Genomic DNA, 25,491 nt, shown 5'->3' with positions numbered 1-25,491 from the left:
ATTAAACTGCTTTTCTCATCTTTTTCATTTCAATAATAGCTTCAACAAGCGGCTCGGCTGAACCGTGGATATTTCCGACACCGTATACGATACGATCTTTTAAATAAGGCTTCATGCGCTCTAAAATTTCTTCTGTAGAAGCGCCTTCCATATCCCAGAATTCTTTTGTTGGCAATTCGCCTCTTTGATATGCTGCAGCGATTGGTGAGGTCGTCTGACCAATTGCAATCATTACGTCCGCTTCAATGTATGGCATTACATCTTCAGCAAATTGCTCCGTGCGATCTACACGGTCCGGACGGCAGTTCATAATGACAATAGGAAGCTTTTCACTATAGTTCATTGAATCTACACGTTCCCAAATACGAAGCGTGGAAGAAGCGTCGTTGGCAGCAAATCCATTTACTAAAAATGCTGGATTTTTTTCATCGCCAAACGTTGTAATTCTCATAGCTCCTGGGTCAGGCTGAGCATTTAACATTCCTCTCATCGCTGTTTCAGCATCGATACCAAGTGCTTCTGCTACTGCTAAACCGATGGAAGCATTATCAGGGAAAACCATATAATCAAATTCACGTAAATACTCTTCAGATACTTTATCATTGTCAGCTACAATAACTTTTGTGTTGCGCTCTGCGGCTATTTTTTTATAGTATTCCAAATATGGACCTTCAATTGTAACAAGGTGGCCATCGTAAGGAATAGTAGCAGTGAACGCTTGAGCAACTTCATCTAGAGTTGGACCCATTACATCCATGTGATCTTCTAGTACGTTTACAATTACGCCTACCTTGGCTTGAATCAGCTGATTTTGGAATGTGATTTGATAATCAGGCTGTACCGCCATACATTCACAAATAAGAGCTTCCGCGCCAATATCGGCAACTTCATTTACCACTCGTCGCTGTTCTCCAATGTTCGGACCTTCTTTACGACGAATAATTGGTTCTTCTTCACTTGTATGCCAGTAGATCATACGCGCTTGTGTTCCTGTCGTTTTCCCTACTGTTTTGTAACCTGCTTCCTTTACAATACCTGTAATCAATCGTGTAACGGTGGATTTTCCGCGAATACCATTAACATTCACTCGTACAGGAATTGAATGCAGCTTGCGTAAATGTCTGCGATACTCCCAAACGCCATACCCTACTAAAAATAGGCAGCATAGGATAATTAAGATCATGTTTCATTCTTCTCCTTCCAAACTTCTCCTGTTGGATACGTTATGAATGCTTTTGATTCATAATGATAGATATACGATTTCATAGTTTCACTCCCTATATATATGTATGGGAGCTAAATCAATTAACAGCGCTAGCATGCTGCTAAAACACCTGCTTTGAAAAATGGACTCGAGTACCAATTTCAACAGCTCTAAAACTATCATCTGCGCTCATTAGTGGTCAATAGCTCAAATGTTATATATTCTTACAATTCCGATTGTCTATTCACCGAATTAAAAACTCATCGTTTTATTTGAAATTTACAGAATAGGTCTAAAGTTTATTTACCTAGAAAAATTCCATCGATACCTTTTTTTACCATAATAACAGGAATATTTTATACACCACTCTTACAATTAACACACGGAATTATTACGTAATTAAAAATTTCTTAACTTTAGAAAACGTTTTGTAATATAAAGGTGGGATAAAAAATAATTTATTCCATTAATTCCTTTTTATGGATATACCAATTGAATTTGTCTAACAACCGTACCTGTAAGGATGATAGATAGATATAAAAGTAAGAAAAATACATTTATTTATCATTTTATGCTTACATTTAACTTACTTAAATAGAAAGGACATTAAATATTTTTTTCTAATTATATAAGCATTTAGACTCCATGTGTTCCTAGTTCTTTTGTTGTTATTTTATAGATTTCCTTTATTTAATAATCAATTCAGTAAATCTAAATCTCTTAACTATGGCCTCTTTTCCTATTTTTATTTCAATATTTTCTGAATCTTTCTACCGATAAAGGCGTCTTTCGTCCGTTAAGATTTCCTAGAAAAATGCATGATTTCTCACTTTTTTGGCATATGATGCTATCATAAAAAGAAGAAGTATCATCAAAAGGAGGAAAACAATGGTTGATACAATCCTTTATTTTCTATTTTCTTTTTGCTATATTGTCCTGTTTTTCTTTAGCATATATGTAGTGCAAAAAAACACTTCGCCGTTTTACATGCTTTTTCTTCCTTTAGTAATAGCTGGACTAATTTACGATAATATAATGATTGGGATTGGTTCATTTATCGGTGAAGGCGATACTTTACGTTCACTTAGCATGCTTCGCTTTTGGTTTCACGCTTTATTTACCCCTACTTTGGTGCTCTTTGCGTATGGCGTAGCGAAATATTCGACGATTACATGGGCTAAAAAACCCGTTGCCGGCATTCTTTTTTTGCTAACTACGTTTGCCTTAATTAGCTATGAAACACTCGAGACGATTAGTCAGCGTATGGAAGTTGTACGTGAATATGGCATTGTTCGCTATACATTAGTGGGATCATCCGGTCCACCCCTTATGGTTCTCATTGTGGCGATTATTTTGCTTTTTGTTGGAATTTCCTTATTTCGCAAGACGCGATGGAGCAGTATGATGATTGGAGTAGCCGTGATGATTGTAGGAAGTGCCGTGTCAATTCCTATACCAAGCACAGCTGTAACAAATACGTTTGAGCTTATTTTTATCTTCTCTTTATTTTTAACTCAGCGTCATTTAGTGAAAATACATTAAAAAGAAGCGATTCCCTTGCTTCTTTTTTTTATATTTGATATCTTTTACCTAACGACCGTTAGTTAGATTGAGGAGGAGCTTTTCTTGAGTGAATTATCAACTGTAGAAAAAATTAGAGCTGCAGCAATGGAGCTCTTTGGAGAAAAAGGCTATACAGAAACATCGCTTGCTGATATCTCATCAAAAGTAGGCATAAAAAAACCTTCCCTGTACGCTCATTTTAAGAACAAAGACGACTTATTTTTACTAACCGTGCATGATTTAATGAATTTATTTTTGACAAAGTTATCTGTTATATACGAACAGCATAAAACAAAGTCTGCTAAAGAACAGCTTTACTGCTTTGTTGTAGATTTCTGCACAATGATTGAAAAAGATTCTTTTGGCCAGATGTACCGTCGTCTTATTTTGTTTCCACCTGAACATTTACAGTCGGAAGTAAAAGCTATTTTCTTAAGAAGCGAACGATTGTCTGATCAAATTCTGCATGCTATTTTTACACAGGGAATGGCTGAAGGCGAAATAATTGAACGTCCGATTGATTTGTATATCAATAGCTTTTATTGTTTAACCGACGGACTGTTCATTCAGCGCTTTTATTATGAACCAGAGTATTATGACCAAAAAATCCACGATGCTTGGACGATATTTTGGGAAGGCATACGTGCTAAATAGGCCCTGTAAAAAGGGCTTATTATTTTATGTAAGGAGGAATTAAAATGGCTTGGATTTACCTTATTATCGCTGGTTTGCTCGAGATTGTATGGGCAATCGGCTTAAAATATTCACACGGATTTACTGAAGTAACTCCAACAATCATTACAATCGTCACAATTGTCATCAGCTTTTATTTCTTTTCAAATGCCTTAAAAAAAATTGCTGTCGGAACAGCTTATGCAGTATTCACTGGTATAGGAGCTGCTGGCACAGCGATCCTTGGAATGACCGTTTTAGACGAAGGAGCAAATATTGGAAAGATTTTATTTTTAGGATTAATGATCTTTGGAATCGTTGGTTTAAAGTTAATTTCTACTGAAGAAACAGAAAGAGAGGAATCGTAACATGGCTTGGATTGCATTAATAGCTGCCGGTTTTTGCGAAGTGGGATTTGTGATTTTTTTAAAACTTTCAGATGGGTTTAAGCGGCTGTTTCCTTCGATTGGATTTATCCTTTTCAGTGCAGGAAGTTTTTATCTTCTCTCCTTAGCATTAAAGGAAATACCTCTTGGAACAGCTTACGGTATATGGACGGGGGTAGGAGCTGCCGGAAGCGTACTTATTGGCATGCTTTTCTTTCATGAAGCAAAAGATATGCGTCGAATTTTATTTATTTTTTGTATTGTAGCAGGTGTAATCGGCCTTAAAATCACTGGATAATGATGTACTACTTCCTTTCTTTTCATGCTATACTAAACTTGTAAACACTTTCAAAAAATAGGAGACGATGACAATGAACCTTGGGTTTGGAGAAATTGCCTTAATTGTATTTGTCGCTCTATTGCTTTTTGGCCCAAAGAAACTTCCGGAATTAGGGAAAGCTGCCGGAAAAACGTTAAAAGAGTTTAAAAACGCTACAAAAGGAATTATGGAAGAAGACGAAAAAGAAAAAGCTCCTCCTAAATAAGAGGCTTATATCTCTTTTAAAAGCTGACTCAAACGTTTGAGTCAGCTTCTTTGTGGTAAGAATATACTGAAATTCGATTTCGCCCCGTACGCTTTGCTTCATATAAAGCCTGATCTGCTTGATGGACAATTGAAATCGGGGGTATGTTTTCGGATGGGACGACTGTCATTATTCCAACACTGATTGTGACACACTTAAACACGTCAGAAGCTTGATGGATAATTCCACGCTGCTCCACTTGCTGTCTAATAGCTTCTGCCATTTTTATCGCTTCATATTGATTAGCTCTAGGAAGCAATATACCAAACTCTTCTCCTCCGTATCTTGCGACAAAAGCCGGTTCATCAAAAACAACGCTTTTAGCAATATTCGCTACTTCTTTTAAACATTCGTCTCCTTGAATATGGCCATAGGTATCGTTATACGCTTTAAAATAATCAATATCAAATAAGAGAAAAGAAAGCGGCTCTTTTTCTTTCTGTGCGTATTCCCACTCAATTTCCAGCTGTTTATCAAGAGATCGGCGGTTGTTCAGACCTGTTAAGCCATCTTTCATAGACAGCATTTCAAGCTTTTTATTGGCTTTGCGAAGATCACACTCAGCCTTCTTTTTCTCCGTAATATCTCGATATTCCCAATAGTGACCAATATACACATGACCTTCATAGATTGGAATGTAGTCCCGCGCATAAATTTTACCGTTAATAAACGTAATTTCTTCATCTACTATTGACTCTTTTGAATAAACGGTGCTTTCTACCGTTTTTAAAAACCTAGCAGGATCTTTCAACATAGGAGCGTGAGATAAAAACAGCTGATTACTTTTCAATCCAACGTATTGATTAGGAGGTCCGGGTATATCAAACATGTCACAAAAAGTTTGATTAATAACGGCTACTTCGCGCTCTGGCGTTTCAATCATGGTACCTGTCTTTGCATTTTGAACCATAACCGAAAACATTTTAGACAGCTTTTTATGCTGACTTGTCGTTACTCGAGATACATATATATATCTACCTACCAGATACACCAAACACCCACCTATAAAAGAAGCAGGCAGTAAATAAATGATAATTGTAGCAGCGTGCTTGATATCTTTAAAAAGAAAGGACAATGAGAAGAATACGCAAAGCAAGCTAATAGAATTCATTAATTGAAAACGAATAAATGGACGATAAGGTAAGCGAACCGTCCACCCAGACAGTAAAGCCATTACGATAATTGTAGCAGCGCCTATTATTCCGCTTGCCGTAATTCCAAACAAAAGCAGACGCATTACCCCTATAATACAAGCCGCAATGATAGCCGGTACCATTCCTGCATAAAGACAAACAATTGTCACCGCTAAAAAGCGAAGGTCAAGAATAATAGTAGAATCTATTTTAATTGTATATATCATTAAAATGCTGCCTAATAGGCCGTAAGAACATCCGTAATAAATTAAGCGATACATTTTGTACCGGTTTATTCCTTCTACTCTATAAATGATTTGCTCTCGAACTATACTCGCAGCAAACATGAAAGAAATAATTAACGTGATATTAAAGAGAAGTTGACTCACTTTATTCTTCACCTCTTTCCAAAAGCTAAAACAAAAAACAATAGGCTTCTTAGCTTACATATTATTTACTGCCGCTTTTTTATAAATCGTGCTGTTTGATTTATCGAACAGCACGATTTTTTCCTTCATTAAATAAAACTCTTCTATCCTCTATTCGTTGCCGACAATCCTCTCTATATGAAGAGTGATTATCTTCCTTTTATACAAGAAATTCTACTTGTTAGTATACTACTAAACTCTATTTGCACACATCACTTTTTACCTTTTTTTTAATATTTATCCATTTTCTATTTTTTGGATTTTTCACTGTAAGGTAAGTAGTGAAACTGCAGCAAAAATAAAAAAAGAGCGTCGATACAACGAGCGCTCTTTTTTATTTATGGCGTAAAAATTCCCAAAGTCCTGGCGTTTTGGAAAAATCAAACGTCTTAACAGCGGAAAGAATTTTAATCTTTAAATCTTGCTTTACGTCTTCTCTCTCATGCAGCGAAAAGCTTTGAACAGCTTTATTTAGTTTTGGTTCCAGCTTTTTTAATAAACGCCTTGACGCCTCTTCATCTCCAGCTTTCACTTTATTTACAAGCTCATATAGAGTTTCCATTTCTTCACTTCTTTCTTAAGTCAGTTGTTAATTCTTCCACTTTTTCTTCAAGTCGCTTTATATTGTTTTCTACACGCAGTAATAAATAAAAAGAAAGGACAGCGGGAAATCCTACGTTTCCAACAAGTTGAAGCCACTGAGGATCAAACATATCTATCACTCACCTTCATAATTTTTTTTAACTTGCTTAGCGCACGTTGATAATGATTAGAAACCGCTTGCTGAGAAATAGAAAAATAAGCAGCGATTTCTTTATGAGTCCAGCGTTCGACAATAATCAAGTGCAGCATACACTGCTGCTTGGCCGTTAATTGGCGAAATGCATGATGAAGAATACGATTTTCGAGTTGATTTCCTAAAAATTCATGCTCCCATACAGCCCCGTCCTGTACTCCTAGCATATCTTCCACTGTTCGATTTCCATCTAGCGCAGCCGGCTGCTGCAGGCGAAGAGGAATATAAGAACGCTCTTTTTCTTTGACACGCATAACATCTCTGGAATAATGTCTGCAAAGCTTGTTAATATAATGAAGCAATCTAACTTCGCTATAAAACTGATGAAATTCTTTGTTTAGAAGTATTTGTTCTTTTGTATCATTTTTAACAACCGCTTTTTGTAATCGCTCATAGCGTTCTGGTGTCAAAAATGTATTCATTATATGAGTCTGAAGAGTTGCGCTGTGGTTTGTAAGAAATGTATGAAAGGTACATTCTTTGTCGTGCCGCTTTTCTTGCTGCGAATAGAGCTGAGTCATTGTGCAAATCTCCTCCTTTTTTTCTTATACTTATTAAAAAGGGAGAAAAGAGTAAAATAACAACACCAAAAACGAACATTTGTTCTTATATAAATTTAACTATATTAGGTTTTTTATGTCAATATGATGAAAGGCTTATTAATGATTGAAATGACTCAGTAAAAAATAAAAAAGAGATTGAGACATAACGAAATGAATCTAATTTAAAGACGAACAAATAGGATACATGAGCTGATCCGCTTGTGACACGGCCGTTGATTTCCGTGCAAGACTTCGCTTTCCGCGGGCGGCCGGTGAGCCTCCTCGTCGCATGCGCTCCTGTGGGGTCTCACCTGTTCCGCTTTTCCCGCAGGAGTCTTCGCTTTGCCCTCCAATCAACTGCTATAGGAACGAAACAGATGAAATCTACGTTCAGCATAGCAAAAAAAACGAACCGCTAATCAAACATGTTGATCAGTGGTTCGTTTTTAACTTCGTCTAAAATATTTTTATCCCAGCCCTTTTTATTTCTTCTTCATGTAGAGATTATTCTTCGCCTAAGACGCGGTTAATACGTTTGCGAAGCATCGGCATTCCATTTCCACCCGCTTGGAAATGACGAAGCTGACCTTCTTTATCAAATACATAATATGCTGGTACATATTTATTTTCAAAAGCGTCTGTTAACTTATGCTCACTGTCTACGTAAATTGGCTGAGTAATATCGTGTCCCATGGCCATTGCCTCAATAACACCCATATCTAAGTCATCTTCCGAACGAGGCATATGAACCGCTACAACATTCAATTGATCATCATACTCATCACGAAGATCATTAACTTCAGGCATTGCTTCTTTACATAAATGGCAGCTTACTGACCAAAAGTGGATAAGCGTTGCTTTATCACCTACTAAGTCTTCCTTTGTTACTTCGTCGTTAATCCAAGATGTTGCTCCAGTTAATTCAGGCATTTGTTCACGTAATTTCATTTTAAAATCCTCCTTATTAATAAAAACTGAATATTCTGTCTTTTATAGTTGGAAAACTATCTTTTCTATTTTAATGGCAGCAGTAGAGGAATTTCTCCTCTACTCCACCGCTATTTATTAAAGTGTTTTTTGACCTGGTTTCCAGTTAGCTGGGCAAAGTCCGCCAGTTTGAAGGGCTTGAAGTACACGTAATGTTTCTTCTACGCTGCGGCCGATGTTGTTATGATTTACAACTGCGTATTGCAATTCACCTTCTGGATTAATAATAAATAATCCGCGAAGCGCTACGCCTTCTTCTTCAATTAACACGCCGTAATCACGTGCTACTGCATGAGTTGGATCTGCAGCTAATGGATAATTCAAATCTCCAAGTCCATTATCTTTACGATCTGTGTTAATCCAAGCTAAGTGAGTATGAATTGTATCTGTAGAAACGCCTACAACTTCAGCATCTAGATCTTCAAACTCTTCGTAGTGATCTGATAGAGCTGTAATTTCTGTTGGACATACGAATGTAAAGTCCATTGGATAGAAGAACAATACTGTCCATTTACCGTTTTTCATATTTTCTTCTAAACTTACTTTTCCAAATTCCTTATTTGCAAGTACTGCTTCCATTTCGAAGCGTGGTGCTTGTTTTCCTACCATACGTTCTGCCATGTCAAAACCTCTCCTTGTACAATGTATTTCACAAGCTTATGCTTGTATGTATTATTTTTAATGCAATCAATGACAGTTTCTATTTGATAACGATTATTAGTATCATTATAAACTAGTAATGACTATTGATTACATTCTTTATTATACACGAGCTATTATTATAGTCAATACTTTTTTATAATCATTTTAATCTAGGATTAATTATCGAATGTTTTGCACTCTTTTTATTCTTTACTTTGATTAATCCTATGTATGCAGGGATGAATAAAGATAGAAGATACTAAAAAACTTCCCTTGTTTCAACATATTTGCTTTTAAAATGTGCTGCAGCAAGATTTCGAATCTCAATTATGCTCTTTATAACCACAATAAAAGAGAATGAGACATAACTATCTCAAACCAATTTAGAGACGAACAAATTGGAAAATGATCTAGTATGGATGACTGGTTACACCGCTGTTGATTTCCGTGCAACAGCTAGAAGCAACTTCATACATGAAACCTACTTTTACCCTACCCATGAAAAAATCCGAACGAGGTTGATTCTCCATCAAGAATCAACCTCGTTCGGATCTTTCTTCAACTAAACTACTTTTGTCCAGCCTCTGTTATTTATTTCTCATCATTTGGATATACAAGACCGATTTGCTCTCGCACTTTATCCATCACGTGCATTGTTAAATATGAATTCTCATAAGAATTTGTGTCCGATTCTATCTTTCCTTGCTTTAACAGCTCTACGAATTCATTTAGTTCATAGTACATAGCAGGATAAGGCTGATCGACCGTTAACTCTTCTACCCGTCCGTCATTGTATCGAATTTCTACTTTTTCAGCGGTATGTATTTTGTCAATAATCATACTGCCTTTTTCTCCTTGAATTTCACTTGGCAAATGCGAATTTGTAATCTTAGAATACATGATGACCGCGTTGCGATCTTCGTACTCTAACGCAACTGACCCTTCTCCATCTACTCCAGATTCTAGCATAAACGCCGTTGCCTTTATTTTATGAGGCCCTCCAAACAACGTAATCAGAGGATAAAGACAATATACACCTAAATCCATCAGTGAACCATTGGCAAGCTCTGGCTTAAAGGCATTAAGCACGATACCTTCTTTGTATTTATCGTAACGAGAAGAATACTGACAGTAAGATGCAACGTATTTCCGAATTGGCCCAATTTTATGTAAGTTCTCTTGAATCACTTTGAAGTTAGGAAGAAGGGTTGATTTCATCGCTTCCATTAGTAACACCTTGTGATTTTTGGCTGTTTGAATCATGCGGGTTACTTCTGCTGCATTGGCTGCGAGCGGTTTTTCACACAGTACATGCTTGTTATTTTTCAAAAATAAGATAGCTTGTTCCGCATGATAAGCATTGGGAGTAGCAATATACACTGCATCAATTTCAGCACTCGCTGCCATTTCCTCTAAATCAGTAAATATATGAGGAATATCATATTTACCTGCAAATTCTTCTGCTTTTTCAATGGTTCGAGAATAAACAGCTGCAAGCTGAAAGTCGTCTACATACTGAGCTGATTCTAACAGTCGATCTGTTATCCAGTTTGTTCCTATTATGCCAAAACGAATCATCTTTTCATCTCCTTTTTATCATCTATGTTGTATTGTATCGTTTTTAAAAAGAAAAACGAAGAAATAATAAAAATTCTATACCATTTTCCATTGCTTTATATCTATTTTGTTTTATATAAAAAACAGCTCACAACAAATGTAAGCTGTTTTTCAATATGACTCAAACGTAAGCTTATGCTTTCTCACCCACTACAGCAAAACGTTCATTCACATGGTTTTTATTTTCTAACTCATCTATTAAAGCAATCGCATAATCAGCATAGCTAATATAACTTTCATTTTGACTATTTGTGATCACATGATCTTTTCCTAATTGATAGGCTCCCGTGCGAGCACCTTCTGCATCAAAAAAGGCTGCTGGGCTTAAATAAGTCCAATTTATAGTCGACTTTTCAAGTTCTTTTAAACCTTTCCCCATGTTTGAAGCCGTTGGATAATAAGCTGCTGGAAAACCTTCTGTGCTCATTAAAGGCGTTGTTTTTTCTGCATCTACAAATAAACTTCCCGCTCCGCCCACTACTGCGAGTCGCGTTTGAACACCTTGAAATACTTTAATAAGTGATTGTATAGACTCAACGTGGAGCTGTTCGCTTCCAGGAGGTGCATTAAATGCATCTACCACAGCATCGAACTGTTCAATATCTTTTGAAGTAATGGCAAAAATATCTTTTTCCATTACGTTTGTTTGATTTTTTAGTTTAGAAGCATTTCGAACAATGGCTGTTACTTCATGTCCTCTCTGTTTTGCTTCTTCCATAATTAATTGACCTGCTTTTCCTGTTGCTCCAATAACACCAATTTTCATTTTTATTCTCTCCTTTTATTTTCGTTGTAACCATTATAGTTACATAAAACACAAAAAATTTGAGCTTTTTATAGCACTGCTAATTCTTCTCAGCTCGTTGTAACCATTATAGTTACACATTATTCAATTTGTCAACCTTGCTATTCATTTTTTTTACGAGATAAAAGATTTTAGTGATTGCTAAAGATCCACAAAACAATAGCTTATTTGCCATTTCAAAATATATCCATATTTTCAACTTATTTTTATCTCAGAGTACTTTTTTATGAAAAAAGGTTTCTTTTTTATAAAAAAGTGTTATACTAGGTATATTATTTCTTGTTCGGTGTTAACAAATAGAAAGACTTTCTTTAAAGTGATTCTTATTGAAATTGAGCAGAGATAGTAATATATTCGTGGATTTTCCACACAGGAGGTACTACAATGGTACAAGGTAAAGTAAAATGGTTTAATGCAGAAAAAGGTTTTGGATTCATCGAAGTAGAAGGACAAGACGACGTATTCGTACACTTCTCAGCTATCCAAGGCGAAGGTTTCAAATCACTTGAAGAAGGTCAAGAAGTTACATTTGAAATCGAAGATGGAGCTCGTGGACCACAAGCTGCTAACGTTCAAAAGTAATTGATTAAGAAGCTGTCACTAATGTGACAGCTTCTTTTTATGTCTATTTAACCAATTAAAATTTGATTTTCCTGCCAAAGGTTAGTTAAGTTCGTATCAGCGAGCCGCTGATGCGTCTCCTTTACGCTAAGCCAGCGATGCTTGTTGAAAACAAAGCGAGTTTCGGGAAGTTCAGTCCATATTTCCTGTACAGACTGGACATTTAATAGAACAAAGTTTGCTTCGTTTCCTTCTTCCACTCCATACTTTTCTTTTCCAATCAGCCGGGCTGGTATACTTGTAATCATTCGGAGCAACTGCCGCTGATCATCCGGACTTCCCATATGTGCAGCATAGGCAGTTAGTAACCCTACTTGCAGCAAGTCTGCTTTTCCAAACGGATGAAAGGGGTCGTTCACGTTATCAGATGCAGTAGCAATTGGAATCGCTGCTTTTTGTATGTCGCGAATACGCGTTACGCCTCGTCTTACAATTCCTTTATCTTCTCTTCCCTGTAAATATAAATTAGAAGCAGGTAATGTGACAACTCCAATTTTCGCCTGTTTCAAAAGGTTTAAGATTTCTTTCACTTTTGCATCAGTCATTCCTGCAAGCGAGCAAAGATGCCCTACTACCACTTTTCCTTCCATATTCAGTTCAATTGTTCTATGAGCAATATTAATTATTGTATCAACAGACGGATCATCGCTTTCATCCACATGTAAGTCAAGAGGTTTATTATAGGCTTGAGCCAGCAAAAACAGAGCATCAATCTCTTTTTCTGGATTTCTAGCTAAATGAGGACAGCCTCCAATCGCATCAATTTCAAGGTCGAATGCTCGTTCAATTTTATTCATCTTATGCATATCATCAATGTCTAGGTTAGAGAATAGCGGAACAACCTGCACGTCCATATACGGGCTTAATTCATCTCTCACTTCGACAGCCGCTTGTAAACTTCGAAATAAACTATCTTCTTCCATGCTGCAGTCAAAATCAATATGCGTTCGAATAGTAGTCGTACCGTTAGCTAATGCCTGCAAAGCAGTTTTTAACATTCGCTGCTTAATTTCTTCTTCTGGAAATGCCGGCAGGCTGCTGCTGTAATTTTTAATGGCTTCTTGAAGAGTTCCAGATATATTGGGCACTTGAGGAAGCGAATGAGCTTTGTCTAAATGCATATGCATATCTACAAATCCTGGTAATAGCACACGACCCTGTGCATCAAGTGACGTTTCTTTTCCTAACACGGCCGCGTGTAGGGGAAAAAACTCGTCACCTTCAAGGTAACCGTTTTGTAAAACGATAGAAGTATACATTCCATTTGAAATTTTCACTTCAAAAAGAGCGTGATCGTGCATAATTGGCAAACGAACATTAATTAAGTGAAGCAACATAATTCCCTCCTCAATTTTTCAACTTCTTCATTTTTCATAGACCGCTTTATCTTCTCTATCATTTATTGTTTAAAGCATTAATTCGCCAAATTTCGCAAATCACCTTCTCTTTAGAGACCTTTATTTACAGAGAAAAAAGCGAGCACAAAAAAAGGAGCAGCGTCCCCACGCTGCTCATCAAAGAAAAAATGCTAGAAAATAGATAGAATGTACTTCCCATGGTTAAATGAGGGCTTACAGATAAAGCTTCAGTGAGTGATTTCATGCTTTGCAACGCTATTCTCCCCAGAAAGCAATGCAGATACAAACAAGAAATTTCCATCACTCGCTCATACTGTAAATAGACACATAAGAAAAAGCCCAAACAAAGGCAGGTCTCTCAAATACAATGAGCAAAAACCTACCCGCCTGGGCTTTTATCCCTTCGGTGTCATATCCACTTCTTTTCAAAAATGAATATGTGAATCGCTTGGACCAAACTTTCTACTAACGTAAAAATGGGAACCTAGATTCACTTTTTACTCATAGTCCTATCATTTACGGTGATAAGGTAGAAACGTCTGAGCCATATTCTCAAACATATATGAGTGAACCGTATTTAGCTTTTTCTTGTCTACAAATATACTATAGGTCTTTCTATAAGTCAACTATAAACGAATAATCTTTTTAATAAAATTATATATAGTTCGCCTTTTACAAAAGTTTACTTTTTAAAAAAGTTTGTTAAACTATCTAACACAGTAGTTGCATCTTCCTATAATCCTGCTTATACTTCGAACTACTTACATTATCTATAAAGGTCTTCACTCTGTTGAAGACAAAAAGCGATCTAGGGTTCCGTTTAACACATGTTAAAGGCTGGTCCGAGAGAGAGCGTACGGAACGTTCCGTATACACGGAAGGATAAAAGCCTGGGAGAATGACATCATTCTCCCAGGCTTTTCTTTTTTACTAGTATAAAATAGAGGAAAGAAGGGATTTATATGAACAACCAACCAGCGTTAAGTAAATCGCTAAAGGTATATCAAATTGTATTTTTGGGTCTTGCCTGGATGACTCCGATGATTTTCTTTACAGTTTACGGAGTAGCCTACGATGCGGCTGGAGGGCAAATGGTCCTTGCTTATTTAATTGCTTTTTTAGCTATCTTTTTTACCGCATATAGCTATAGCCGAATGGTAAAAGCATATCCAATAGCGGGATCTGCTTATACGTATACGAAAAAAGCTATACATCCTCGCCTTGGCTTTTTAGTAGGCTGGGCACTTCTTTTAGACTATATTTTCTCCCCTATTATCGCTATTTTAACATTTGGTATTTTTATGCATACGGAATTTCCTTCTATTCCTGTATACGTATGGGTCATTGTCATGAACATTATCTTAGCTTTAGTCAATATTGTTGGTATTAAATCTGTAGCTCGTATAAGCGGCATCTCTGTTGTAGTTCAGATTCTCTTTATAAGTTTGTTTTGTTTATTTATCATCAAAGATATTGCAACAGGTCAAGCTAGTTCTTCTACTCTTTTTTCACTTCATCCTTTTTTGGCTTCAGATGTACCGTTTACGACTATCTTTTCTGGAGCTGCTCTCATTTGCTTTTGCTTTTTAGGATTTGATGCAGTTACAACAATGGCGGAAGAAACGATTCAACCGGAAAGGACAATTCCAAAAGCCATTTTTCTTATTGTTTGTATTGCAGCTGTTATGTACATCGCTATCTCGTATTTTACGCAGATTGCCTATCCGGGATTCACATTTACTAATCCTGATAATGCTGCCTACACCCTTGTAAAATTAGTGGGCGGAAATCTCTTAAGCAGTTTATTTATTACGGTCTTAATTATCGCAACCTTTACTCAAGGAGTTTCTTCAGTCACAAGCGTTACTCGGTTTTTATATGCTTTAGGCCGTGAATCCGTACTGCCTCAAAAGGTATTTTCATATATTCATCCAACGTTTAAAACGCCCGTGGTGAATATCTTGCTTGTTACCACTTTTTCGTTTTTGGGAATGTTTATTGATTTAAACACAGCCGTTACTTTTGTCAGTTTCGGTGCTTTAACCGCTTTTACATTTGTTAATCTATCAGTCATCGTCCATTTTTATATTAAGTTAAAGAAACGGTCGTTTACTGAAACAATACTTTATTTAATCTTCCCTTTAATCGGAGCGGCATTTATCGGATGGCTGCTCACACTGTTAAACAAAGACACTCTTTTGATTGGTGTCGCCTGGCTTACGATTGGATTTCTCTATTTATTTGTAAAATCTCGACTGTCGGCTCCTTTTGTAAAGAGAGATCATTCAAAAGTGACGGTCCCTGAAAAATAAACTGAAAAATCAGTTTTCGTGTCAGGCATTCTAACAAACTGCTTGTCAACTTATTTTCACACGTACTATACTACGATTAATCGAAAGCCACAAATGGATAAAGGTTCTTACAGCCGTTAAGAACAAAAAAGCTGTCTAGGGTTCCGTTTAACATATGTTAAAGACTGGTCCGAGAGAGAGCGATATAGCGCTACGCTGTATAACACGGAAGGATAAAAGCCTGGGAGACTACTCTCCCAGGCTTTTATCCTTTTTTTATTCTAAGGAGGTTATTTTATGAGTTATATTTGGAAGCAAACCATCCCGGCAGGCGGAAAATGGTCAGGACGAATTGGAAGAGGAAAATCGGTGACATTTACCGCACAAGAATCCGGTGCAAACGTATCCGTACTATTATACAACGCTTATGATTTAACGGAACGATACAACATGCCTGATACCTTAAAAGCTCAGCATACTGCTCACTTAACAAAAGGACACGTTCTGATGAGTGACAACGGCAGAGCATTTGCAAGCATCACTGCCGACACCACCGGCTGGCATGATACCATTTCAGGCTACACTACGCGCAGCTTAACTCATCAAAAATACGGCGCATCTACTTATCAAGAATCCCGAAACGAATGGAGAAGGAATGGCGAAGAAAATTTTTCAATGGAGCTTCTGCGCAACGGTTTAACAACACGGGATTTAGTCCCTAACCTCAACATATTTTCAAAAGTATACTGCGACGAAGAAGGCAATATGAATTTTGTTTCTTCTCATTGTAAAAAAGGAGATTTTATTACGCTTAGAACAGAAATGGATTTGCTTTTTCTGCTCTCTAATACACCTAACCCTCTAGACCCGAGCGGAACGTATCCTTCTGTTCCGATTGAAATAACCGTAGATGAAGCAGCTCCGCTAAGCTCAGATGACTACTGTTTAAATTTTAGACCTGAAAATAAACGAGCGTTTGAAAACACATGGTCTTATGACCTATTGCTTGGAAATAAAACATTATCAACGATTTAAAAATGAAGGAGGCTTCTATAATGGCTGTATTTAATCGAGTGGAAAGCAACAGAAAAATAGAGAACGCAATTTATGATGAAACGGTACTGGCTGGGGACGGCTGGATGCACGAACTTAAACCAGGCCAAACTCTTAGAATAATAGATGTAGAAGGCAATCAAGCAGCGGATACTTTATTCTTTGATGCAGAAAATCCAGAAGATCATTACAGTGCAGTGTCTACGATTGCTAATCAAGGAAATATTTATTTATCCACCGGCACAGTGCTGCTTTCTCAATCTGGCAAAGAACTAGTCAAAATTGTAGCTGACACGTGTGGACGCCACGATACCTTAGGCGGAGCTTGTTCCGCACAAAGCAACACCGTACGTTATGCACATGACACGCTTCCGATGCATAACTGCCGAGATACATTTATGCTGCAGCTATCAAAATATGATAGCCGCTACACCAAAAGAGATTTAGCACCAAACGTAAACTTTTTTATGAATGTACCTGTGACGCCAAGCGGCGGATTAACGTTTAATGACGGGGTATCTGCACCTGGATACTATGTAGAAATGGAAGCTATCAATCCTACACTTGTATTGATTAGCAACTGCCCTCAGCTTAACAATCCGTGCAACGATTATAACCCTACCCCTATTCGCTTAGTTATTTGGGATTCATTATAAAAAGGAGTGTTCATCTATGTTTACAAAAGTATTAATTGCTAACCGAGGCGCAATTGCCGTTAGAATTGAGCGAACATTAAGAAATTTAGGAGTGAAGTCTGTAGCTGTTTATACAGAAGCTGATCAAGACAGCCTTCACGTTGACGACGCAGATGAAGCCATTTTAATCGGCAGCGGCCCGGTCAAAGAAAGTTATTTAAATGAAGACCTTATTCTAGATATTGCAAAAAAAACAGGTGCGGAAGCTATTCATCCAGGCTACGGTTTTTTAAGTGAAAACGCGGAATTTGCCCGTCGCTGTCGAGCAGAAGGAATTGTATTTATTGGTCCTACACCTCAGCAAATGGAAGTATTCGGATTAAAACATTCAGCTCGTGAAATTGCGCAAAAAGCCGACGTGCCTTTGCTGCCTGGTACACCTCTTATTACAGATGTATCAGAAGCTATATGTGCTGCTGAAAAGATTGGCTATCCCGTTATGTTAAAAAGTACAGCTGGCGGCGGCGGAATTGGAATGCGTGTTTGCCAAGATGAAAAAGCGCTTCAAGCCGCTTTTGACTCAGTTTGCCATTTAGCACAAACAAACTTTAAAAACAGCGGTGTTTTTTTAGAGAAATACATTCAAAAAGCTCGCCATGTGGAAGTTCAAATCTTCGGGAATTCTTTTGGAGAAGTAGTGGCTTTAGGAGAACGCGACTGCTCTATTCAGCGAAGAAATCAAAAAGTAATTGAAGAAAGCCCAGCTCCAAACTTCCCTTCATATATACGGGAAAATATGCTGCAAGCAGCTACTAGACTAGCTAAAGAAGTAGGATACCGAAGTGCCGGAACGGTAGAATTTTTATATGACGCCGAAGCGGAGAAATTTTATTTTTTAGAAGTAAATACTCGTCTTCAAGTAGAACACGGAGTTACAGAAGAAGTGTTAAACATCGATTTAGTAGAATGGATGCTTAAAGAAGCATGCGATGAGCTAGTAAACCTTCCTTCTTTGCTTCCTGTTCCTTCAGGTCACAGTATCCAAGCGCGTATTTATGCCGAAGATTGCTTAAATGATTTTCGTCCCAGCGGCGGGCAAATCGATCAAGCCATTTTCTCTAAAAATTCTCGAGTTGAAACATGGGTGCGAGACGGCATTACTGTAACGTCACTTTATGATCCTATGCTGGCTAAAATTATCGTTCATGGAGAAACACGAGAAGAAGCCCTTTTAAAATTGAGCGCTGCCTTAAAAGAGACAAGACTATACGGCATTACTAGTAATCTTCAATACTTGCAGGGACTGTTAGAAGAAAAAGCGTGCAAAACGGGAGACGTATATACCCGAATGCTTAACTCATATACTCCGAGCGAACAAGCAATTGAAGTATTAGACGGCGGCGTTCAGTCCACTGTTCAAGATTACCCGGGACGCACCGGGCACTGGAATGTAGGAGTTCCTCCGTGCGGGCCAATGGACCCTTTTGCTTTTCGTACTGGAAACAAACTTCTCGGAAATTTACCGGATGCCCCGGGAATTGAAATGACTCTTCGAGGCGGCTCTTATAAATTTAGAGATGATGTATCTCTTTGTATTACCGGTGCTAACATGCATGCTACATTAGACGGCGCTGAAATTCCCATGTATAAAACCATTCAAGCAAAGCCAGGACAAATTCTTTCATTTAGTGAAGCAACCGAAGGAATGCGTACGTATTTACTGATTGGCGGCGGACTTGATATGCCTAAAATATTAGGCAGCTCTTCTACTTTTACACTAGGAAGCTTTGGAGGACACGGCGGAAGAGCACTTCGCACAGGAGATGTACTGCGTGTTTCTGACTACGCTCACGTTGAAAATGAACTTGCTCTTTCTGATCAGCCGACCATGTCTAAAGAATGGACAATCGGGGTGATTCCCGGCCCTCATTGTACAGAAGAGTTTTTGCAGCCAGAGTACTTGCAGCAGCTAACAAATACAAAATGGGAAGTTCATTTTAACAGCTCTAGAACAGGCGTTAGATTAATAGGTCCTGCTCCTTTTTGGACGCGTGAAGATGGAGGAGAAGCCGGTTTGCATCCATCAAATATTCACGATAATGCCTATGCTATCGGCACCTTAGACTTAACCGGAGATATGCCTATTCTACTTGGCCCAGACGGCCCGAGCCTTGGCGGCTTTGTCTGCCCTGTTACGACTGCTTCAGCAGAGTTTTGGAAAATAGGACAGCTTCACCCCGGAGATAAAATTTCGTTTAAATTAATTGATCTTGAACAAGCTGAAAAACTCAAATGTACGCAGGAAGACTTTTTACAGCGTATCGGAACATCTGCATCACTTCCTGTGCTTACAAATCCAGTAGCACAGCCGCTCAAAAGCGATTATCCGCTGCTGATCAACGAAACGGAAAATAGACGATTCCCTTTTTCCGTCCGCTGCTCAGGCGATGCGAATATACTTGTGGAGTACGGAGAAATGGAGCTTGATCTGCTGCTTCGCTTCCAAGTGCATGCTTTAATGGAAGCTATTCAAAAGCGTAAGGATTTACCAGTTCTAGATTTAACGCCTGGTATCCGTTCTCTTCAAATTCATATTGATGCAACAAAGATGTCTATTCTTGAACTTTGCCAGCACATTTCAGCTATTGATCGCGCACTTCCTCCGCTTGAAGAAATGGAAGTTCCCTCTCGTATTGTAAAACTTCCACTTTCATGGGATGATCCTGCGACTCAATTAGCTATTGAACGCTATCAGCAAAACGTTCGTCCAGATGCCCCCTGGTGTCCAAGCAATCTAGAGTTTATTCGCCGAGTAAACGGTCTGGATCACATTGAAGATGTTAAACGAGTTGTATTTGACGCTAATTATCTTGTAATGGGGCTTGGAGATGTATATTTAGGCGCACCTGTTGCTACGCCTCTAGACCCTCGTCACCGTTTAGTTACAACGAAATATAATCCCGCTCGTACATGGACGCCTGAAAATGCAGTTGGTATTGGCGGTGCGTATATGTGCGTATACGGAATGGAAGGTCCTGGTGGCTATCAATTTGTGGGACGCACGATTCAAATGTGGAACCGACTTCGTCAAACGGAAAGTTTTGAAGCAGGAAAACCGTGGCTTCTTCGTTTCTTTGATCAAATTCAATTTTACCCAGTAGAAGCAGATGAGCTTTTAAAACTGCGCGAAGATTTCCTTCGTGGGAGATTTGAAGCAGATATTACGGAGACAACGTTTAAACTTGGAGAATATTTAGATTTTCTTTCATCTATTGAAGAAAGCACGGCTGCTTTTCGTCACACCCAGCAGGCTGCTTTTCAAACAGAGCGAGAAAATTGGAAAGCACTCGGCTTAGCTGAGTACGTCTCTGAACATGAAACCGCTGAAATTACGGAACAAGAACTGCCCGAAGGTACGGAAGCCGCGCGCTGTACAATGCCGGGAAGCGTATGGAAAGTTCTTGTAGAAGAAGGACAAAAAGTTGAAAAAGGCGATACGTTAATTATCGAAGAAAGCATGAAAATGGAGTTTCCACAGCTAGCACCTATGGATGGATATATCAGTTCTATTCATGTAAAACCCGGCGATGAAGTACAAGCTGGACAGCTGATTGCCGGTATAAAAGCCTTTGCTCCAATTACTAATTAAGGACGGTGGATACAATGAAAACAGTGAGCTTGCCTAAAACATTTTCGGTTCAATGGTTACGTGATATGTATATCAAAAAAGAATTAACTCCGGAAGATGTAGTACATCAAATTCTTACACGTGTAGAAGCTGATAAAGACATGAATATTTGGATTACCCCTCCTACACTCGGTGAGTTAAAACCTTATCTAGATCGCTTAGCTATGCTAAGCCCTGAAGCGTTACCTTTGTGGGGAATTCCATTCGCCGTTAAAGACAATATCGATGTAGCACATGTACCGACGACAGCCGGATGTAAAGAATATACGTATATCCCTTCTGAACATGCTACGGTTGTTCAACGCCTTATTGATGCAGGTGCTATTCCTCTTGGAAAGACCAACTTGGACCAATTTGCTACAGGACTTGTCGGTACACGAAGCCCTTACGGCGAAACGCACAACGCGTTAAAGTCCGAGCTCATTAGCGGTGGATCGAGCTCTGGGTCAGCTGTATCCGTAGCTCGGGGGCATGCTGCTTTTTCTTTAGGTACCGATACAGCAGGTTCAGGACGCGTTCCAGCCGGTTTAAACCGTTTAATTGGCTATAAACCTTCTCTCGGAGCGTGGCCATCTGCAGGTGTAGTTCCGGCGTGTAAAAGCTTAGACTGCGTCACTGCTTTTGCTCATGAATGGAATGATGTAGTGCTCGTAGATTCTATTATTAGAGGAGTAGACGATCAAGATCCATGGTCACGCTCTGTTGTTCGGGCTTCTTCGGCTCTCCCTGAAAAAATTTGTATGGTAAAAGAACCGCTCTCATTTTACGGACCGTTTGCTGAGCAGTACGAGGAAGCGTGGAAGCAAGCAGTGAAAAAGATTGAAGATTTATCTATTCCCATTGAATACATTGACGGCTCGTATTTAAGTGAAGCAGCTGCTTTATTGTATGACGGCCCATACGTAGCGGAGCGCTGGGCTGACTTAGGAGAATTTATTACTTCTCATGAAGAAACAGCATTTCCTGTAACCGAGCAAGTCCTTCGTTCAGGAGCTAAATCAGAATATAATGCTGCTGCTTTATTTCAAGCTTCACATAAGCTTCAATCCTTTAAACATAAAGCATATCATCAGCTTAAAAATGCTGTTCTTGTTATGCCAACAGCAGGCGGAACGTGGACGCGGGAACAAGTAAGAGAAAATCCAATTGAAACAAACAGTGACATGGGGCGTTTTACAAATCATTGTAACTTACTCGACTTGTGTGCTGTATCTCTTCCATCTCAAGATGCAGATCTTGATTTACCGTTTGGCATTTCATTTTTCTCTACATTTGACGGCGAACAATTCATTTGCGGACTCAGCGAATTGTTTTTAAATGGTGAACGAACGGCTGATTCAAAAAAAGATACAACATTAGTAGCTGTTTGCGGTTTGCATATGCGCGGGTTCCCCCTTGAATCTCAAATGCGTGAACACGGAGCTTCATTCGTACGAAAAGACCAAACCGCTCCTTATTACCAGCTTTTTAAACTGCCTACTTCTCCAGCAAAACCGGGGCTGTTGCGAACACATCAACAAGGAGAAAAAATTGAAGTTGAACTTTGGAAAATTCCTTTATCACTGCTCGGCTCTTTTGCCGATTCTATCCCTTCTCCTCTTGGACTAGGCAAAATCACTCTTGAAGACGGCAGTAAAGTAGCGGGTTTTCTTTGTGAAGCTCATGCGACAGAAGATGCGGAGGATATTACGTCTTATAGAGGCTGGCGGGCTCTCTCAACTTACTAATAAATCGATTATTTACTAAGCTGTTGAGTACATTCTTAACAGCTCTTTTTCATCAAACCTTCAATGTATATAAAAATAAGAACTTAGCATTAACTATGACAAAGTGAAGGTATGATCTCACACTTTTATATTTATTCTTGATTCTTACGTTTACCGTTTTAACAGAGAATACCCCCACTTTAAGCTTGCTAAATGGGGGTACTTCAATTAAATAGACCTAAAAGGCAAGCTGCACAATACTCTCCAGAGCACCTATCTTGTAGAATGAAAACGCAGCTGATCTTGTCCCACAGCGTCATGAGAAACATACTTCTTGCGCGGATGCTTATCTAAGTATTGTTTAGCAGTTTGTAAACATTGGCGCGCAAACTCTTCATATCCTAGTTCGTTGGCACGTTTTACATTTGGCAACTCTATGGAATAAGGAACCTGCGGGATACGATTAATAATACTTGCAACATCAATGCCTTCTTCATTTAAATACAATCGTTCTTCTCTAAGAACTCGAGTCATCTCCTCCTTTGAACTCGGAATTTCCGCAGAAGCATTGCAAAGATGAAGATAGCGAAACCACTCACGAGGCACGTCTTCCAAATCTTCCACCTTATCTCCTGATCGATGAAAATGGTGGATATCAATCATAAGACCTGCATTTTCACGATTAGCCGTATGAAGAACATCCATTGCGCCTTTAAGGTTGTATACGCTCGCAATAGGAACAAATTCTAATTCAATGGTTAACCCAAAAGGCTTAGCTAGATCACAGAGTTCAGCAAAGCATTCGATACCAAAATTGCGATCGTCCGTCCAAATGCTGCTAAGGACGTGGCGTCCTCCAAGTTCAGCAGCTGCTTCCATTGCAGGTAAGTAACGTTTTGGATCAACTCCCTCATAGATACGTGCTAACTCTATATCAAGAAGCTTCACTCCTGTTTCTGACATAGCAGATTTTGTTTCTCGCATCAGCTGCTTATTTTCAGCTAACGCATAGTTAGGCTCTCCAGGCAACCCCATGTAAATAGGCCTTAAACTAACAAAATCATATCCTGCCTTCGCAGCCATATACGTCATTTCAGGTGGCGAACATCCAAGAACAGTAAGATACGCAAGGGAAAACTGATTAGGCATTTTATAAATTCCTCCTTTATTGAAACGAATTAGATCGATCTAATTAAAATGACGATATATACTTATAAACGTCCTGCATATTGATTTGATTTTAATTCTCTGTAGGCAGTCTTAATACAATCATCTTCGTTTCAGTCATTTCTTCAACAGCGTAACGTGGACCTTCTCTGCCAATACCGCTGTTTTTCACTCCGCCATATGGCCAATGATCTAATCTAAAGTTAGATGTTCCATTAATAACTACACCGCCCATTTCAAGAGAATGAGCCACTTTATAAGCCAAATCCATTTTGTTCGTAAAAATCCCTGCTTGAAGACCAAAAGCAGAATCATTTGTCTCTTCAATAGCTTCTTCAATCGTAGCGTACGGGACAATACTAATAATAGGACCAAATACTTCTTCACAAATAACTTTACTTTCTTTAGAAGGATTTAGTAGAACGGTAGGTTCCACCGTAGCTCCGCGGCGCTTTCCTCCGCATATCACTTGTGCCCCTGACTGTACGGCCTCATCAATCCAGCTCGTCACTCGTGCAGCTGCATGGACATCTACTACACACCCTACATCCGTATCAGGCAATAAGGGATCTCCGATTTTAAGTGTTAGCACCTCGTCTTTTAAAAGATTGGTAAACTCAGAGACCACAGATTGATGTACATAAATTCTCTGAACAGAGATACAGCTCTGCCCTGAATTGCTAAATCCGGTTTTAGCACACATAGCTGCAGCACGGTTTAAATCTGCGTCGTTATGGACGATCGTTGCAGCATTTCCTCCTAGTTCGAGCAATACTTTTTTCATTCCAGCTAGCTCACAGATGTTTTTGCTAGCTACTGTTCCACCTGTAAATGAAATAATATTCACACGATCATCTTTTACAATTTGCTGTGCAACCTGTCTTCGACCAAGCACCATATTTACAGCATTTTTAGGGAATCCCGCCCGCAGCAGCAGCTTTAAGAGTTCTGTTGCGATTAAAGTTGTTTGGGAAGATGGCTTTAAAATCACGCTATTCCCAGCAGCAAAAGCCGGCCCAATTTTATGGCATACAAGATTTAAAGGGGCGTTAAACGGTGTGATAGCCGCTACAACACCAACGGGCACTCGGAAAGTAGATGCAATAGCTTGTGCACCTCGTTCTGAAACGTCGCCAGGCAATGTTTCACCAATCAATCTTTTTGCCTCTTCCCCTGACAGTTCCAATGTTTCGATTGAACGGGCCACTTCGTCCAGCGTGTTTTTCAAAGGCTTTCCTAATTCTAAAGAAATAAGTCGAGCAAATTTTTCTTTCTCTTGTTCTAGTAATAGAGCCGCTTTCTTTAAAATTTTAGAACGCTGGTAAGAAGAAAGGGCGGCGACATGTTTTTTTGCTTCATAGGCTGATGCCAATGCTTTTTCAACATCTTCTTCATTTGCTAATAGCTGCTCACCTATGACTTCTCCAGAATAGGGGTTTTTTATTAAAGCAACTTCTCGATTTTCAATAATCCATCCACCGTTAATATAAGGCTGTGATTTCTTTTCAATAGTTTCTATCATATTTAGCACCAACTTTTCATTTTTATTAAACAAACTTTTATATAAAACAAGACCTGAACGTTTTTACATGAGATGAAAATAGATCGATCTA

At 38.6% G+C, this 25,491-nt stretch carries 24 protein-coding genes and 3 riboswitches; of the genes, 11 read left to right on the top strand and 13 right to left on the bottom strand.

The genetic code is table 11. The features are described from left to right. Window position 1 precedes the first annotated feature (1 nt). Window positions 2-1,183: a poly-gamma-glutamate synthase PgsB gene (gene pgsB, locus ACFX4N_RS19070; protein WP_013055706.1), complete on the bottom strand. Its 1,182-nt coding sequence runs from the start codon at window positions 1,181-1,183 to the stop codon at window positions 2-4. Window positions 1,184-2,092: 909 nt separating this feature from the next. Here pgsB and ACFX4N_RS19065 point away from each other — a divergent pair. The 5 genes from ACFX4N_RS19065 to ACFX4N_RS19045 all read left to right on the top strand — a co-directional run bounded on the left by ACFX4N_RS19065 (window position 2,093) and on the right by ACFX4N_RS19045 (window position 4,370). Then, complete coding sequence (locus tag ACFX4N_RS19065) at window positions 2,093-2,746, top strand: hypothetical protein (protein ID WP_057274417.1); 654 nt, start codon at window positions 2,093-2,095, stop codon at window positions 2,744-2,746. A gap of 84 nt (window positions 2,747-2,830) precedes the next feature. Continuing rightward, on the top strand, window positions 2,831-3,421 hold the full coding sequence (locus ACFX4N_RS19060; protein ID WP_013055704.1) for a TetR/AcrR family transcriptional regulator: 591 nt from the start codon (window positions 2,831-2,833) through the stop codon (window positions 3,419-3,421). Between the two features lie 44 nt (window positions 3,422-3,465). Continuing rightward, window positions 3,466-3,807, top strand: a complete 342-nt coding sequence (gene sugE / locus ACFX4N_RS19055) for a quaternary ammonium compound efflux SMR transporter SugE (protein WP_043980074.1) — start codon at window positions 3,466-3,468, stop codon at window positions 3,805-3,807. Window position 3,808: 1 nt separating this feature from the next. Continuing rightward, window positions 3,809-4,123 (top strand): DMT family transporter, encoded by a 315-nt coding sequence (locus tag ACFX4N_RS19050; RefSeq protein WP_057274416.1) that lies wholly within the window; start codon window positions 3,809-3,811, stop codon window positions 4,121-4,123. Window positions 4,124-4,196: 73 nt separating this feature from the next. Then, window positions 4,197-4,370, top strand: a complete 174-nt coding sequence (locus ACFX4N_RS19045) for a twin-arginine translocase TatA/TatE family subunit (RefSeq protein WP_013055701.1) — start codon at window positions 4,197-4,199, stop codon at window positions 4,368-4,370. A 28-nt stretch (window positions 4,371-4,398) separates the two neighbouring features. On the opposite strand, the gene ACFX4N_RS19040 is transcribed toward ACFX4N_RS19045, so the two are convergent. From ACFX4N_RS19040 to ACFX4N_RS19000, 9 genes are all read right to left on the bottom strand, one after another. Further along, a complete protein-coding gene (locus ACFX4N_RS19040) occupies window positions 4,399-5,931 on the bottom strand; it encodes a diguanylate cyclase domain-containing protein (protein ID WP_328127617.1) in 1,533 nt (510 codons plus the stop codon). A gap of 373 nt (window positions 5,932-6,304) precedes the next feature. Then, on the bottom strand, window positions 6,305-6,532 hold the full coding sequence (locus ACFX4N_RS19035) for a helix-turn-helix domain-containing protein (protein ID WP_013055697.1): 228 nt from the start codon (window positions 6,530-6,532) through the stop codon (window positions 6,305-6,307). A 4-nt stretch (window positions 6,533-6,536) separates the two neighbouring features. After that, window positions 6,537-6,683 carry a YvrJ family protein gene (locus tag ACFX4N_RS19030; RefSeq protein ID WP_013055696.1) on the bottom strand — a complete coding sequence of 49 codons (147 nt, stop codon included), beginning with the start codon at window positions 6,681-6,683 and terminating at the stop codon, window positions 6,537-6,539. Next, window positions 6,676-7,287 carry a sigma-70 family RNA polymerase sigma factor gene (locus tag ACFX4N_RS19025; RefSeq protein ID WP_053486895.1) on the bottom strand — a complete coding sequence of 204 codons (612 nt, stop codon included), beginning with the start codon at window positions 7,285-7,287 and terminating at the stop codon, window positions 6,676-6,678. Before ACFX4N_RS19025 ends, ACFX4N_RS19030 begins: the two co-directional genes overlap by 8 nt. Window positions 7,288-7,485: 198 nt before the next feature. Further along, window positions 7,486-7,665, bottom strand: a complete 180-nt coding sequence (locus tag ACFX4N_RS19020) for a hypothetical protein (RefSeq protein WP_055989280.1) — start codon at window positions 7,663-7,665, stop codon at window positions 7,486-7,488. Between the two features lie 147 nt (window positions 7,666-7,812). Continuing rightward, entirely contained in the window at window positions 7,813-8,256 is a 444-nt protein-coding gene (locus ACFX4N_RS19015; protein ID WP_013055693.1) for a TlpA family protein disulfide reductase, read from the bottom strand. A gap of 117 nt (window positions 8,257-8,373) precedes the next feature. After that, window positions 8,374-8,916, bottom strand: coding sequence for a peroxiredoxin (locus ACFX4N_RS19010; RefSeq protein WP_014461319.1), 543 nt, complete (start codon window positions 8,914-8,916; stop codon window positions 8,374-8,376). Between the two features lie 612 nt (window positions 8,917-9,528). Then, a complete protein-coding gene (locus tag ACFX4N_RS19005) occupies window positions 9,529-10,515 on the bottom strand; it encodes a Gfo/Idh/MocA family protein (protein ID WP_057274414.1) in 987 nt (328 codons plus the stop codon). Window positions 10,516-10,687: 172 nt separating this feature from the next. Then, window positions 10,688-11,320 carry an NAD(P)-dependent oxidoreductase gene (locus ACFX4N_RS19000; protein ID WP_057239089.1) on the bottom strand — a complete coding sequence of 211 codons (633 nt, stop codon included), beginning with the start codon at window positions 11,318-11,320 and terminating at the stop codon, window positions 10,688-10,690. Between the two features lie 423 nt (window positions 11,321-11,743). On the opposite strand from ACFX4N_RS19000, the gene ACFX4N_RS18995 reads away from it, so the two are divergent. Continuing rightward, window positions 11,744-11,941, top strand: a complete 198-nt coding sequence (locus tag ACFX4N_RS18995) for a cold-shock protein (RefSeq protein ID WP_013055689.1) — start codon at window positions 11,744-11,746, stop codon at window positions 11,939-11,941. A 47-nt stretch (window positions 11,942-11,988) separates the two neighbouring features. Here ACFX4N_RS18995 and ACFX4N_RS18990 read toward each other — a convergent pair whose 3' ends face one another. Then, the gene (locus tag ACFX4N_RS18990; protein ID WP_057274413.1) at window positions 11,989-13,317 is read right to left on the bottom strand and encodes an amidohydrolase family protein; all 1,329 of its coding nucleotides are present in this window, start codon (window positions 13,315-13,317) and stop codon (window positions 11,989-11,991) included. A 505-nt stretch (window positions 13,318-13,822) separates the two neighbouring features. Next, window positions 13,823-13,924, bottom strand: a riboswitch (purine riboswitch). Between the two features lie 211 nt (window positions 13,925-14,135). Next, window positions 14,136-14,237: riboswitch (guanidine-I (ykkC/yxkD leader) on the top strand. A gap of 63 nt (window positions 14,238-14,300) precedes the next feature. On the opposite strand from ACFX4N_RS18990, the gene ACFX4N_RS18985 reads away from it, so the two are divergent. From ACFX4N_RS18985 to atzF, 5 genes are all read left to right on the top strand, one after another. Beyond that, window positions 14,301-15,650, top strand: coding sequence for an APC family permease (locus ACFX4N_RS18985; protein WP_057274412.1), 1,350 nt, complete (start codon window positions 14,301-14,303; stop codon window positions 15,648-15,650). Between the two features lie 124 nt (window positions 15,651-15,774). After that, window positions 15,775-15,879: riboswitch (guanidine-I (ykkC/yxkD leader) on the top strand. A gap of 47 nt (window positions 15,880-15,926) precedes the next feature. After that, window positions 15,927-16,664 carry an urea amidolyase associated protein UAAP1 gene (locus ACFX4N_RS18980; RefSeq protein ID WP_029324914.1) on the top strand — a complete coding sequence of 246 codons (738 nt, stop codon included), beginning with the start codon at window positions 15,927-15,929 and terminating at the stop codon, window positions 16,662-16,664. A gap of 20 nt (window positions 16,665-16,684) precedes the next feature. Next, entirely contained in the window at window positions 16,685-17,338 is a 654-nt protein-coding gene (locus tag ACFX4N_RS18975) for an urea amidolyase associated protein UAAP2 (protein ID WP_029324913.1), read from the top strand. A 16-nt stretch (window positions 17,339-17,354) separates the two neighbouring features. Beyond that, window positions 17,355-20,966: an urea carboxylase gene (gene uca, locus ACFX4N_RS18970; protein WP_192100538.1), complete on the top strand. Its 3,612-nt coding sequence runs from the start codon at window positions 17,355-17,357 to the stop codon at window positions 20,964-20,966. A gap of 14 nt (window positions 20,967-20,980) precedes the next feature. Beyond that, window positions 20,981-22,732 carry an allophanate hydrolase gene (atzF, locus tag ACFX4N_RS18965; RefSeq protein WP_029324911.1) on the top strand — a complete coding sequence of 584 codons (1,752 nt, stop codon included), beginning with the start codon at window positions 20,981-20,983 and terminating at the stop codon, window positions 22,730-22,732. Between the two features lie 252 nt (window positions 22,733-22,984). On the opposite strand, the gene ACFX4N_RS18960 is transcribed toward atzF, so the two are convergent. Then, window positions 22,985-23,860 carry a sugar phosphate isomerase/epimerase family protein gene (locus ACFX4N_RS18960; RefSeq protein WP_057274410.1) on the bottom strand — a complete coding sequence of 292 codons (876 nt, stop codon included), beginning with the start codon at window positions 23,858-23,860 and terminating at the stop codon, window positions 22,985-22,987. A 91-nt stretch (window positions 23,861-23,951) separates the two neighbouring features. Further along, entirely contained in the window at window positions 23,952-25,400 is a 1,449-nt protein-coding gene (locus ACFX4N_RS18955; protein ID WP_013055686.1) for an aldehyde dehydrogenase family protein, read from the bottom strand. Between the last annotated feature and the right edge of the window lie 91 nt (window positions 25,401-25,491).

This window comes from Priestia sp. YIM B13551, from assembly GCF_042787905.1.
Lineage (GTDB): Bacteria > Bacillota > Bacilli > Bacillales > Bacillaceae_H > Priestia.
This window is presented reverse-complemented; position numbering and strand designations above follow the sequence as displayed.